The sequence below is a fragment of the Clostridium sp. E02 genome (assembly GCF_003833015.1).
Taxonomy (GTDB): Bacteria; Bacillota; Clostridia; order Lachnospirales; family Lachnospiraceae; genus Lacrimispora.
On sequence record NZ_RJLQ01000006.1, the window covers coordinates 140,769 to 154,864 of the forward strand.

Genomic DNA, 14,096 nt, shown 5'->3' on the forward strand with positions numbered 1-14,096 from the left:
ATGCCTTTAAATCTTCGAAATACCAGACATTACATCTGTTATTTGATCGTTTGAAACGTGAATATATGTGCTGTATGTTGTGTTAATATCTGCGTGTCCTAGTAGTTTACTAACAATGCTTATTTCTGTTCCTGCTTTTAGTAACCTGGAAGCAAATGTATGTCTGAGTGCGTGTATCGTATAATCTTCTGCTCCTACAAGACCTAAAACACTTTTAAATGTTCTCAATATGTTTCGTTCAGACACGTAACCTCCATCGGCAGTACTTGCAACATAGTCCGTTTTGATCTTCTTTCTACTATTATAATCTTGTATCTGTTTTAAAAGAGATACCGCCATATCATTTAACGGTTGGAAAGCAGAACCCTCTCTTACCCCATACAATCTCTCTAACTTCTTTATTCTTAATCCTACTTTCTTGGCGGAACCACCAACATCGCCACGCTGACGAATGTTGGTTTCCAATAGTCAAACAATCTTAAAGGGAATAGTTGAGTTTAAGTACTCTTCTATTTCCTAATTTTTACTTTTTAATTTGACCGTCTGTTTTTTATCCCAGGAACGAATTCATCATTACACCATTTTACAAAATCGTGAGCATGAACTAAATATGTTTTTGCTGTACTATCCTTAAGAACACCTTGCTCATTCATTTCTCTAACTTCTTACTCGTATGTAGAATATAAACGCCATATCTCTTCCATTGTTTCATTTGTGGTCTTGATAATAATCAGCTCCAATCTGGTTTTATAATTTATAGTAGCTTTTACTCTCCAACCATACCATCATGATCCCTATCAGTCATATATTTATACAACCACTCAGATTCATATATTGGCATTGAGTAACCAGCAGCTTTTGCTTCAGCAATAGTCACTTTCCCGTTGTGGTTGGTGTCTATCCTTTTTAATTTTTCTGATTCATTTACGGTAGAGGTGATTGTTATAATTGCCAGCGCAGCAATCATAATTCCTGCTATTTTTTCTTAGATACTTTACTTTTAAACATACACGATTACTCCTATAATCTTAAATTTTATTGCAATATCTGGAAATATGCCATAATATAAAAGTTTTGATTATCCAATAATAAATTAATTTTTTCATATGTTAATTTATCACAAGTATTTAGCCTAATCGCTTCGTCTATAATAGGTTTTATTATTCTCCTGTCAATTCCCGCTTTAGTGAGTCGTTCTAAAGTACCTTTATTTAGACTTCTACATATGCGTTCGCCATCTATGAGATCTATGTCTGCCATTTTTAACACCAATAAATAATTAATAACATTACCTTCTATATCAAGATCTCCTTTATATTTTAAGCTTCAAATTCATTTGCCAACTTTCTCAAAAATATCGCATTACCCTCTTTTTTATATTCAACAAAACCTTCGTTCACCATAATTGGGGCTATTGCTGAAGCATAACGAGAAGTAAATTTTTTATTATTCTCTGATATATATTCTCCTAATCCGCCCAACGTGGGGTTATCCATACTTTCGCCAAGCGGATACCATACTTCTGAATTAACAAAATAATTGTTAAGAATATCTTTAATAAATGTATAAGGGAATCTAAACGTCGTCTTTCCCCAAATAACACTGACGTTGTATAATTAAGTTGTAACACCCCGGTATGGTTTGGTAAAATAACCTACATCAAAGGAGAAGTTACAACATGTCAAACAATCGTTATGAGCCTGAGCTTAAAGAAAAAGTACTTCGCCTCTATCGGAAGAGGGAATAACTAAAAAAAGCCTTACTGAAGAATACAATCTTGGTAGCGGCACAATCACATACTGGTTACATCAATACCGCAAAGAATGCAAGAACAATCCAATAAAACAAGAAGAACCCAACGCATATGCTGAAACAAAGCGTTTAAACAAAGAATTAGAAGAACTCACAACTTAAATAAGTATCAGTTACTGTATAGAATCTATAAGCTTTCGGATCTATCAAACAAAGTTACCATTCCATTCAGTTCGTCATTACTTTCACCTAGCCAAGATACGTCCGTCTCACATCTTTTCACGGTTCCTTTATCATCTCCCCAGCATGTGTATCTAAAGGTTGTATTATCACGTGTTTCAGAAGTTTCCGCTGTATCCGGCTCATTTAATTCAGTCGTTTCTTCATTATATACGATTGTTTCCTTAGCGGTTTTAGTCGGTGCGGTTTTATCCGCGCAACCTGTTAACTCGAAGCACATTAATGCCAATAAATATCCATACCAAAATTTGATCATGAATCATAGGTATATATATCCTTTCTCCTAAAGCAAACCGCTCATCAAAGAAAGCGGTAAAGAAAGCATTAAAGGCTATCCAATCAAGGACTAAGTCCAAAAAGAAAGCAGCTATTATTCAAAGTTCCATCATGGATCTTGAGGATTCCCATCCAAGGCACCCCAGATGTACGTATTTCGGTGAAATGCTTCAAATGGATGCGTCCCTACACCTTTGGTTTGGAGAAACCAAAACACAGCTTCACATCGCTGTTGATGATGCCTCAGGACAGATTGTTGGTGCATATTTTGATGAGCAGGAAACTTTAAATGGCTATTATCATGTTCTTTATCAGGTTCTAAGTAATTATGGCATTCCATATCAGTTTTTCACAGATAAACGAACTGTATTTGAATACAAAAAGAAACATGAAACCTCTGTAGAGAAGGATACTTTTACTCAGTTTGGTTATGCCTGTAAACAATTAGGAATCGACATTCGTACATCCAGCGTTGCACAAGCAAAAGGGCGGGTTGAAAGAATGTTTGGCACTCTTCAATCCCGCCTTCCTGTTGAACTCCGACTTGCGAATGTAACAAGCATTCAGCAAGCCAATCAATTTCTCCTCACCTATATAAAGAAATTTAATAAGCAGTTCGCATTACCTATTGATAGTATCAAATCTGTGTTCGAAATGCAACCAGATAGTGATAAAATCAATCTGACGTTGGCGGTGTTATCTTCTAGAAAGATAGATAATGGAAGCTGCCTGAAATATCAAAATGAATACTATCTTCCTGTAAACAATCAAGGGATCGCTGTACACCATCGTAAGGGCACCACAGCAATGGTAATCAGATCATTCAACGGTGAACTCTTCAGTTGTATTGGTGAGCAGGTTTATGCACTTGAGTTACTTCCGGAACACAAGCCATCTTCAAAGGCATTTGATTTAGCGACCATTCCGGCAGTCCCAAAAAAGAAATACATACCTCCTATGAACCATCCATGGAGGCAGGCATCATTTGAAAAATATGCAAAAGGACAACGACACAGAAAAGAAATAGCCTAATTTACAAGCAGGTAACTGTAGTTTTATTAAAGTTACCCAAAAACTAATAGTACCTAGTTAAATCAAGCACCAGAAAACTGGTGCTTATGTTAAAACTTTTTCGGGACATTTTCAAAAACGGTTGACAGGATGTATCAAAATTTTGACTTTATGAATCGAAATGAAAATCTGATTCTTTATGGCTGAAATGGAGCCGATAAAAGCCATATGGCAACTGCTGTAGGCGTAGAAGCCTGCATGCAGGGGAAAAAAGTACGGTTTCCAAAACCGCCACACTGGTAAATGAATTGATAGATGCAAAAGCAGACGGTTCACTTACCAAACTTCTAAAACGTCTCAGTAAGCTTGATCAGCTAATCTGTGACGAGTGGGGATATCTTCCGTTTGACGCGGAAGGTTCCCAGTTATTATTTCAGGTAATTGCAGACTGTTACGAAAAACGCAGCCTGGTTATTACAACAAATATAGAATTCAGTAAATGGAATGGTATCTTCTATGATGATCAGCTGACAGCCGCACTTATCGACCGTCTGGTTCATCACAGCCACCTCATCGTATTTGACAGAGATAGCTAGAGATTTGAACATTCACTGATGAAAGATTCAGCAACTAAATAAACTCTCTAGGGTGTTACACTTTTTCTTTGCACTTTGGGGTTGCAAAAAACAATGTAGCGTTCCTATCATGAAATTTAATTTTATAGCAATATAAAAAAGCCAAAATTTCTCTTAAATACAGGATTAATGGTATATCTGTCATGATTATATGTAATTTTCCTCGAACCCTTACTGTTTTTACTCCGATTGGTTGATATCAATTAGACATAAATAATGGACTTATCCATAATTAGATAAACCCACTATTAATAGTTGAATACAAAAGGTGCTATGATGCACACCTTCAAAAAAAGTTTTAATTCTTTTTATAGTCCTTATAGATAAGATATACTCCTATAAAAATTGGAATAATCATAAAAATCCAAACATAATAAGGCAAGTACTTAAACATGTTAGACCAAAATCCACCTTGCAGTTTATCAATAAGCATTGATATTTGTGCAAGCATTATATTTATAGATATAGTCAGCATAGATAAAACAATGATAAATATTCCTAGTAATTTTTTCAAAATAGTAAATCCTTTCTAGTTATATGTTGTTTCAGCTAAAACATATTTACCATTAACATAATTATAGCATTCAGTCTTATATGGTTTGTTATTCTCATCATTTGCGTTAAGACTGTTTATCGAACTACTACCATAGTGATGATAATAATTTAATTTGACTTGAGGCTGTAAAGCCCTATATACATATCTTGTATTTATTGGAGTACTACTGTTAATAGGGTTAGCATTCATTAGGCCTATTCCAGTATTACTTGCGAAAGCAGTCATACTCATAAAACTCATCAGTAAACATACAGATGATGCTATTGCTAATAGCTTTTTTAATGTTTTCATACAAATTCTCCTTTAAATTAAATTATTTAATAATGTTTACTAGGATATTACACCTTACTAAATTGAATTTACCTAGATTAGCTAATCTAAATGTATATTATACTCCTTTAAACCCATAAATTATTTTCATGTAATAAATACCCCACCTTTCATGTAAAACTTTTTTGTATTGCATAATAAAATTACAGAAATAGTGTTTTAAAGCTAATAATCTTAGTATTATATTTAATATTCTTAATTGTATTAAGAGTCAATATTTTGTTTTTAAATCCCTTATATAGTAGGTCACACACAACACTTTTAAAATCATTACCGAACTGTAATTATTATTATTACAATATATCTCCCTTACCTCCATGAAACCCTTGTATTATTAGATTTTTCGTACGCAAATCGTACCCCTAAGTTAAACTTAGTCCTGTGTGGATTAGATTTAATCTAGTTTGTCATATACTCCTGCCTCTAAACGAAAGCACCCTATTCCTTATCCATCAATGGTTTAGGGGTAACCGTAATATTACTTGTTCTAGACATTTGCTTTCCCCCGCATCCTTACGGAATGATACAAAAAAATAGGGCAATACACCCTATAGATTTGTTTCCTGCAAATATCTTTACACGGATTTTATCTGGGAATAATAACAAAAATACAAGCTACATTAATTTGGTGCAACTTTCATTATAATGTTCATTTTATTTAATATGTTTTATTTTCCTATACAGTTTTATAAGTAATGCCGTTACAAAAGATATTATGACCAAATCTACTATTAAACTTAAAACATTTAGTTGCATTGATAGACATGGATTAACATGAATTATTGGTTTTTCGTAAATTGTTATGATTGGAAACGGAAACCCAATTTTATATTTATATTCATCAACAATTTTAAATGGTAAAAAATACGACATTAGAATTTCAAAATAAAATGAAAAATTTAATATTTTCCAATTAGTTGCTTTCATGATCTGCTCTCCTCATTTATTATAATATCGACCTATGTCAATACTTTGAACTCAAAAAATTAAACTTTTTTTCTCCTCATAGAATAATAATAGCACCACTAACATATTCGTTTGCCTCATTTGTAAATGTGTCTGTACCATACAAATCCCCTCCTTTTGCAGAAGAAGGATTCTTATAAGTGCGTTTTTTACTATCGGCATATAATGTCATGGAACTTATAATTTTCTTCATTTTAAAAACTTTTCTCTTCTTTTAATGTAACAGGTAATTAACTAAAATCATGGCGAAACAAAAGAGAATAAACAGACTATTAATAATAATAAATATTAATACAAGTAGGCTATTTTTAAGCGTCATTTTTTTGTGTTTATAACATAAGCTTGTCACAAAAGACGAAAGATTTGTAATTAGAATCATCACGAATATCCCATATGCAACAAATGGTATTATGTCTTCCATTTTATTACCTGATAATGCTACCATACCTAATATTAGTACAATTGAAATCATGCTAATACCAATATAAACGAAACATATTTTATTATTTTTCATAAATATTCTGCTTTTCCTTTTCTCTAAACCTAATTTCAATTAGCAAATCTAAATATTATACTAGTTTTGTCCATTCCCTAAAATTTGATTTTCCAATCAATTATGATTCCTCCCCCTAAAGAAGATATCATACTATTGTAATTACTATAGGCAGGTGGTTTTTCATACAATAAAAGTAGGATTACATTTTTACAGATAAGCCCACCTAATAGTCTGCATAAGGTGCTTTGAAGTATGCCACCTTATATAAAAATTTTAAGTATTAAAATATATATCATTATACCAATTGAGTATGATACTATCATCCTAATTCCAGATTTATTTAACAAACTTTTTTTATTGTTAGTAAGCTTTTCCAATAATAAATCTGTAATTAAAATAATACCAAAAGCAACAATAGCATTTATTATCACTAAAACTATCCTAATTATATCATCCATATTTTTATACCGGTAAATTCTTTCATTATTTTTTTACTCGCCTGATTAAGACACCTTATTTTTTGTAATTACAACAAGTATTTGATTAATATATCTAATTTATCGCTTTAATATTAATGTGTCAATCGTTTTTTATTTAGTAATACTAATTTATTATCTAAATTCTCATCATTATATCAATCGTATCAACCTATAGCAGAGAGCTTTCATAGCATCTCCCCTCCTCACATAGGATAGTAATAACACATGGTATGGGAATTCAGCATCAATTACTTGATACAAATCCATTCGTGGAATATAATTAGAAAAAAGGGATGGGACTTACTATGACTTTGGAGAAGATTTACATTAATTTTTTTACGAAGCAGAACGTCAGACGGCAATTGATTACGATCTTTATTTTTGCCATCTTGATCCCAGTCTCCATAATCGGTGGAATGGTCTATTATTTTTCACGCAGGCAAATGTTGCAAAACTACAAGTATTTATCAGAATCCGATGGGATACGCGTGCGTTCTATCATCCTAACAACAACCCTCCCTCTCTATGAGATCTATGAATCTCTATCCTCTGATACGGATTTAAACAAGCTGATGACTGCCCATTACCCTTCCGATCAAGAGGCGATGAAAGCCTGCAGCCGATACCCCCGTTTCAAGCAGATTCTCGCTTCCAATGCTTCCATATCAAGCATTCGGCTCTATACTCAATCGAACTTGCTTCATAGCTACTCAGACAATCGTTTCTTCTTTCCTATCGATAAAACGGTGCGCACACAGGACTGGTATCAAAAAGCCAGTGTAACTTCAGGAAATTTCTTTCAAAGTACCCTAAGAAAAAATCAGGTGGGAAGTTCCTACTGGGAACTCGCCTATTACTGCCATATCCCCATGCCCCGGACGGGTTCCTATGCGATACTGGTCCTTACGCTATCAAACGACCATCTAAGAAATTTAATAAAAGATAACAGCTCCCATATTTATATTTCGGTAAATCAAGATCCCGTTTTTTATAGTACCATCCGCCACCAGGAGGGGGAGGATTTTCCGGTGGATATCGACCATCAGAAACCGAATTACAACCATACTGATTTGTTTGAACTTGAGGGTTCCACTCATCTTTCCTCTCTTTTGAGTCTTAAACCCTACCGCACAGATGATAAGATTTATATTCTCTCCGTTAATCCCAATGCAATGTCCAACATCCGGCATATGGAATTTTCTTTTCTTTTGATTATGCTGTTTGCTCTTTTTCTACCGGGACTTCTCTTTGTGTTTTTTACGGGCTATTTCAGTGCCAGAATCAGAACTCTACGTCTGGCAATGCATAAAGTTAGTAACAACGATTATGAAATCATTGACTCTGTTTTAGGGGATGACGAATTATCTGCCACCTTCTCTGATTTAAAAAACATGGTGCGTAAAATCAAGAAAGCGCAAGGAGATATCTACGCCGCACAGATGAAAGAACAAACCTTCTACAATCAACAGCAGCAAATGGAATACAAACTACTGATCAATCAGATCAATCCACATTTTCTTTACAATACCCTGGAAACCATCCGAATGAAAGCATTTACCGATGGAAATCAAGAGGTGGCCACAGCCATCAAGCTCCTAGGAAAATCCTTGCGTTATGTCTTAAATAACACAAAAACAACATTAGTGACTCTAAATCAGGAAATTGATTACATAAAAAATTATCTGGCCATCCAAAAATTTCGTTTTGGAGAAAGACTCAATTACACCATAGATATGGATGCATCCATAGATCCGAAGTGTTACCGGATTTTGCCTCTTCTTATGCAGCCTATCATCGAAAATTCAATCTCTCACGGCATAGAACCCACTGGCAAAAAAGGGTACCTTCTTATTAAAATCAGAAAATATCAATCAAATGGGCTGAAGGTCTCTATCTACGACAACGGCGCAGGAATGTCTAAGACAACCATTTTTGAAGTAATGACTAAACTAAAGACTCCACCAAAAAACAGAGAACAAGGAATTGGACTCTATAACATCAACAACCGCATCAAACTATTCTACGGACAAGAATACGGGTTGGTAATTCAAAGCAAACAAAATTTCGGAACATTGGTCACGATTAAAATACCAGTTGATTTTAGTATGGAGGATTCATTATGAATGTATTAATTGCAGATGATGAAAGCATCGTTTTAAACGGTTTAAAACATATCATCAATTGGAACCAGTTGGGTTTTTCCATCTGCGATACTTCCATGGACGGTATGGATACATTGAAAAAAATCTTAGAACTCAGTCCAGATCTAGTTTTACTGGATATAAAAATGCCACTTATGACAGGAATCGAAGTAATCCAAAAAGCAGTTTCAAAGGGTTATCCAGGAAAGTTTATCCTATTAAGTGGAATTTCTGATTTTAAATTGGCTCAAACAGCCATGCGATATGGTGTAACCTTCTATCTAACGAAACCAATTGAAGAAGAAGAACTTTTAAAAGCCGTTGGCTCCATCGCCAAGTTGATTGGAGAAGAAACAAAGAAACAATCCTCTTACGAACATTACCGGTTAAAAGCAAAACAGGAAATTCTAAAGGAGATTCTTTTAAACACCTGTGATTATTCCTCCCTTAATCTGGATGAACTACACTTAAACACAAATGTCTATCAGGTGGTCTCTTATGAAAATTACAATCAAAATCTGTTTCAACCCACCTGGGATTTTTCCGATTTGATCCGAGTAACCAATCAAGACAATCACACCTTTAATATCATTGAGAATAACCAACAGAAATTTATATTGCTAAAAGGAGATTATGCCCTAACAAAATTTAAGAATCTGCGCAGGCATTATCTTAATGGTCCCCAGAAAGGATCTCCCCTTGATTCTGTCTTTCTGGCATATGGACAAAAGGCCGCCCGGATCCAGGATATTCACCGCTCTTATGAAGATGTCTGCCAATTAAACAAGCGACGGTTTTTTTGCTGTGAAAACCAACATATCATGGGATACGAGGATATATTAGAGGACAATTTCACCAACACAATTCCTGAATCCATGGCACAAAACTATGCCGCACAATTCTCTAATTACATACAGTCAAATAATCTAACATTCCTTACCACATATTTGAAACAGCTAACCACCTTTTTGACCCATACAACAGCAGAAATATCAGACATCAAGCATGTGCTTATCGATATTTATATTCTGGTAAAGCAGAATATTATGCAGAGGTATCCCTACGAGGATATCCCATTTATCGCCAATGCATCTGTAATTGATTTGTTGGAAAGAAAGAATTATCTGTACGAAATCATCTCATTTTTAGCCCAACAGTTTAAATTATGGATTTCGTGTATTGGGATTCCATCTGGTGAAACGATTATAGATGAAGTTTTATCTTACATCCAGCATAATTATCAAGAACCCATCAAACTAGATACCATTGCCCCATTATATGGATATACCAGTTCTTACCTTGGAAAACTTTTATATAAAAGAACTGGTATGAATTTTAATACTTATTTAGACCAGTTTCGAATTGAGGAATCAAAAAAACTATTAACACAGGATGAGTTAAAAGTTTACACGATCGCAGAGATGGTTGGTTATAAAAACGTAGACTATTTCCATAAAAAATTTAAAAAATATACGGGGACCAGTCCTGCAGAATACCGAAAAACTATAATTGGTAATTAAAGAAACTGGTCCCACGGATCATACTGTTTATTTTTTTGAAGGATATGCCTTTGCAGATGCCTCTCTCTGGGCATTTTGATCTAAGGCATTCTTTTTGTCTACGTTTAATACTTCCTCATATCCAAGCCCCTTTGCAGTTTCCTGCATATTGTTTAATAATGAATTGTATTCCTCTTCATTATTTGCAAAGATCATTTTCCATGAATTTTCTACAATGATTGCTTTACACTGTCCTCTTATGGTTGCAAGATTGGAATCCTCTTCTGGGGTGGTATAACTAGAACCGGGAGACACAATTATGAGATCCTTTTTCTTTAAATATTCCATAGTTGTATCTGCTTGGTTATGGCTGCTCCAATCTTTACTAAGAGGATTCACATTATCTTCAATTGTATGTTTCCATAACTGCCAGTCATAAGCCTCTCCTGTGTTAGGATCTATATCCCCCAGATTTATGGGTTTGAAATTTAAAGCAGATATTCCATCTTTCCAGTTTCCACCCCCGTATTCTTCTGGCACATCCACCTCATTGGTGGGCAGAGCAGATTTCCCAAACGGGGTTAACTTCGGTTTTTTGTCATCTCCCAATTCCCAGGTTAGCCCCTTAATACCTGCTGCCCCATTAGCCTGTGCATTTATTTCAATTCCCTCTGGGGAATAAAGCCAATCGATAAAATCGGCCAAACGTTTGGGATCTTTCGCATGACTCCCAATGGCAATGACCTGTTTCGAATTTCCTTCCGGACAATTTCCATAGGAGAAAATCTTCATATCATGAATGGTTGCCAGCATATACCCCTTCCCTGCATCTTTATTCTCCTGAGTATTAAACACATTCTGTGACAACCAGGGCCATGGACAGTACAGAATTTCTCCTTTTTTATACTTATTCTGAAGCATATCGTAATTTTGTGTCGTCGAGTCTGCATCAATCAAACCTCTTTGATTCGCTTCATAAAGAAAGTGCAAGACCTTTGTGTAGATAGAATCCGACTCAATGATACTAGAATAATCCGATCCATCTGCCTTAACCAGTAAAAATCCTAATTCGTCGTAGCCATAAAAACAGCAAAGCTGTTTGGCATTGTTCATCATACTATCATCCCAGTCCTTAAACAGAGAGATGGCATATATATTATCATTCCCCTCTTTCTTTCGTGCCAAATTCTGCATATCTTCTAGCACAGTTAAAAGATCTTCGAGAGAATCCATGGAAGGATAACCAAGCTCTTTATAGTAATCCCAACGGATATAAGGTCCAAAGGTTGGTTCTAGCCCTTCACTTGGCTCTGTCGCCGGCTGGGATGAGATGGAACTAGGAAATGCCCAAACGCCTTCCTTTGATATGGTTTTGTTTAGCTTATCGATTGTCCCTTTATAATTTTTCATGATATCTTTGTTCTTCATAAGCTCCGTACAATCCATGATGAGTCCCGATGTCACTAGATCCTCTAGTTTTCCGTTGGAATTACTTAATAGGATCAATTCTCCCAAATCTCCTGCCGCCGAACGTGTCTGGTAAAGGGTTTCCCCTCCACCTGCCACGTTTCTTGCAATGATATTTAATTCCATATTGAACTTATCTTTTACTGTTTTTGCAAACCACCCACTTTGAATGCCCTGGTAATTTGCCTGTTCAGCAAATACATCCACCGTAATCATCCCCTTATCACTGGTATCTGTTCCACCTGAGCGATTCGTAATCCGTTCCCCTGCTTTTACACATCCAACTAGTGAGACTATAACCAAAGAAACACAGAAACACACACGGAATAACTTTTTCATAAAATCTTCCTCCATTGATAAACTAGCCTTTTACAGCTCCAATCATGATCCCTTTCACAAAAAATCTTTGAAACATAGGGTAAATACATAGGATAGGCAATACTACCATAACAGAAACGGTCATGCGGATCGAAGTTCCAGTCTCCCTTGTTGCCATAACAGTAGAACTAAGCGCAGTACCAGAACTATTTTTCACCATAGCTGCCAGGGAATTTGCCTGATTGATATAGGTATAAAGCAAATATTGTAAGGAATAAAGTTTTTGATCGGTGATATATATTAAGGTGTCCTGATAGCTATTCCACTGATTAACGGCTGCAAAGATTGCAACGGTAGCAAGAATGGGCGTACAGGCGGGCAAAATAATTTTCAAAAAAATCATTATAATTCCAGCCCCATCAATCTGGGCAGCCTCCTGCAATTCTTTTGGAATGGACTCCACATAGGTTTTTACCAGTATGATAGAAAAAGGCTGCACGATTGTAGGAATCACATAGACCCAAAAAGTATTGGTCAGATGCAGATTTTTCATGGTCAAAAACATGGGAATGAGCCCTGCATTAAAGTACATAGTTATAATAACAAACCGGTACCAGAACTTTCGCTTCCACATCTTATCCTGCGTAAACATATATCCAAGGAATGCTGAACCGGCTACCGTCAATCCTGTTCCAATTATCATTTTTGAAAAAGAAATTATCGTAGCTCGTAAAAGTCCTCTTATTACAATCAAACTTTTATAGTTTTCAAAATGGATGCCTTGTGGTATTAAATTGATCTCTCCTGCCGCACTTAAGTCATTGGCGCTTATGGTATTGATCACCAGATAATAAAAAGGATAAATACAGATTACGGTAAACAATCCAAATAACATATAGTTGACTGTGGTAAATATCCGGTCCTTTCCTATTTGTCTGCTTCTACTTTCCGACTTCATACTTACCTCCTTTCTATATGATGGACTCTCCCCGCACCTGTTTGGACCCCAGATTGACAATGGTTAACAGCACCACGCTTATGATGCTTTTTAACATACTAATAGCGGTAGCAAGTGAATAACTGCTTCCTGTCATTCCTATGTTGTATACATATAAATCCAACACCTGGATGTGTTCTTTATTAAAAGAATTTTGAAATACATAGTATTGGTCCAACCCATTATTTAGAAAGTTTGCAACACTTAACATCAACATAATAAAAAAAGTAGGAAGCAGAGCTGGAACAGTAATGAATTTCATAAGTTGAAACCGGTTGGCCCCATCGATTCTGCCAGCTTCATAAAGCTCTTGATCAATTCCTGCTATGGCAGCCAGATAGATAATGGCTCCCCAGCCTAAATTCTTCCAGACATTCCAGGACATCATCCATAAATAGGTGTGTGAATCGCTGTCTAGAAATTTCAGTGGCTCTTTTACCAGTCCCCAGTTCTGCATCATGGTATTCATCATGCCACTGGAAGAAAAAAGGCTAAACGCCACGGAATAAACAAGTACCCAACTGATAAAATTTGGAAGTGTGGTAAAAGTCTGTACAAAAGCCTTAAACCGTTTGCATTTTATTTCATTTAAAAACACAGCAAATGCCACCGGTAAAAATGAGGTTAGAATGTTCAAAAAACTCATTGCAAATGTATTCTTCATAACTTGCAGAAGCTGTTTCATTTGGATTTTGTTGCGAAAAAGCATCCGAAACCACTGACTTCCTACAAAATCGCACTGAAACAGACTTCTTGGAGGCTTATAATCAAAGAACGCATAGACCCACCCATGTAACGGAAAATAGGAAAATAGAAAAACCAATAGAATAAAAGGTAAAATCATAAGAAAGTAAAGAAATCCATTCCAGTCCTTCCTTTTCCACCCCCTTGACTCTCTGCTCAATGTCCCTATTTGTTTCATATGCTGCAGCC

Annotated in this window: 13 protein-coding genes; 4 read left to right on the plus strand and 9 right to left on the minus strand. The window is 35.4% G+C overall.

From position 1 onward, the window contains the following. Positions 1–6: 6 nt before the first annotated feature. From EFT72_RS06125 to EFT72_RS19195, 4 genes are all read right to left on the minus strand, one after another. Positions 7–465: a tyrosine-type recombinase/integrase gene (locus EFT72_RS06125; RefSeq protein WP_243109957.1), complete on the minus strand. Its 459-nt coding sequence runs from the start codon at positions 463–465 to the stop codon at positions 7–9. A gap of 301 nt (positions 466–766) precedes the next feature. Further along, positions 767–967: a hypothetical protein gene (locus EFT72_RS06130; RefSeq protein WP_124066030.1), complete on the minus strand. Its 201-nt coding sequence runs from the start codon at positions 965–967 to the stop codon at positions 767–769. Between the two features lie 68 nt (positions 968–1,035). Then, a complete protein-coding gene (locus EFT72_RS06135) occupies positions 1,036–1,260 on the minus strand; it encodes a hypothetical protein (RefSeq protein ID WP_124066031.1) in 225 nt (74 codons plus the stop codon). 59 nt (positions 1,261–1,319) lie between these two features. Continuing rightward, positions 1,320–1,496, minus strand: coding sequence for a hypothetical protein (locus EFT72_RS19195; protein WP_164473093.1), 177 nt, complete (start codon positions 1,494–1,496; stop codon positions 1,320–1,322). Positions 1,497–2,265: 769 nt separating this feature from the next. Between EFT72_RS19195 and EFT72_RS06140 the strand changes: the two genes are divergently transcribed. Continuing rightward, a complete protein-coding gene (locus EFT72_RS06140) occupies positions 2,266–3,300 on the plus strand; it encodes an ISNCY family transposase (RefSeq protein ID WP_279221980.1) in 1,035 nt (344 codons plus the stop codon). 287 nt (positions 3,301–3,587) lie between these two features. Continuing rightward, positions 3,588–3,875, plus strand: coding sequence for an ATP-binding protein (locus EFT72_RS06145; protein ID WP_279221978.1), 288 nt, complete (start codon positions 3,588–3,590; stop codon positions 3,873–3,875). Between the two features lie 568 nt (positions 3,876–4,443). Here the strand turns inward: EFT72_RS06145 and EFT72_RS06150 are convergent. Both EFT72_RS06150 and EFT72_RS06155 read right to left on the minus strand, forming a co-directional pair. Continuing rightward, positions 4,444–4,761, minus strand: coding sequence for a hypothetical protein (locus EFT72_RS06150; RefSeq protein ID WP_124066033.1), 318 nt, complete (start codon positions 4,759–4,761; stop codon positions 4,444–4,446). Positions 4,762–5,454: 693 nt separating this feature from the next. After that, entirely contained in the window at positions 5,455–5,727 is a 273-nt protein-coding gene (locus tag EFT72_RS06155) for a hypothetical protein (RefSeq protein ID WP_124066034.1), read from the minus strand. Between the two features lie 1,319 nt (positions 5,728–7,046). On the opposite strand from EFT72_RS06155, the gene EFT72_RS06160 reads away from it, so the two are divergent. Together EFT72_RS06160 and EFT72_RS06165 are read left to right on the plus strand one after the other, a co-directional pair. Continuing rightward, positions 7,047–8,864: a sensor histidine kinase gene (locus EFT72_RS06160; RefSeq protein WP_164473094.1), complete on the plus strand. Its 1,818-nt coding sequence runs from the start codon at positions 7,047–7,049 to the stop codon at positions 8,862–8,864. Then, complete coding sequence (locus EFT72_RS06165) at positions 8,861–10,402, plus strand: response regulator (RefSeq protein ID WP_243109958.1); 1,542 nt, start codon at positions 8,861–8,863, stop codon at positions 10,400–10,402. The genes EFT72_RS06160 and EFT72_RS06165 overlap by 4 nt, the downstream gene beginning before the upstream one ends. A 27-nt stretch (positions 10,403–10,429) precedes the next feature. Here the strand turns inward: EFT72_RS06165 and EFT72_RS06170 are convergent, their stop codons facing one another. Genes EFT72_RS06170 through EFT72_RS06180 form a run of 3 tightly spaced genes read right to left on the minus strand, consistent with a single transcriptional unit; the run spans position 10,430 to position 14,085 of the window. After that, a complete protein-coding gene (locus EFT72_RS06170) occupies positions 10,430–12,187 on the minus strand; it encodes an extracellular solute-binding protein (protein ID WP_124066037.1) in 1,758 nt (585 codons plus the stop codon). A 22-nt stretch (positions 12,188–12,209) separates the two neighbouring features. Then, positions 12,210–13,124: a carbohydrate ABC transporter permease gene (locus EFT72_RS06175; RefSeq protein WP_124066038.1), complete on the minus strand. Its 915-nt coding sequence runs from the start codon at positions 13,122–13,124 to the stop codon at positions 12,210–12,212. A gap of 13 nt (positions 13,125–13,137) precedes the next feature. Continuing rightward, a complete protein-coding gene (locus EFT72_RS06180; protein ID WP_124066039.1) occupies positions 13,138–14,085 on the minus strand; it encodes an ABC transporter permease subunit in 948 nt (315 codons plus the stop codon). Positions 14,086–14,096: the final 11 nt, after the last annotated feature.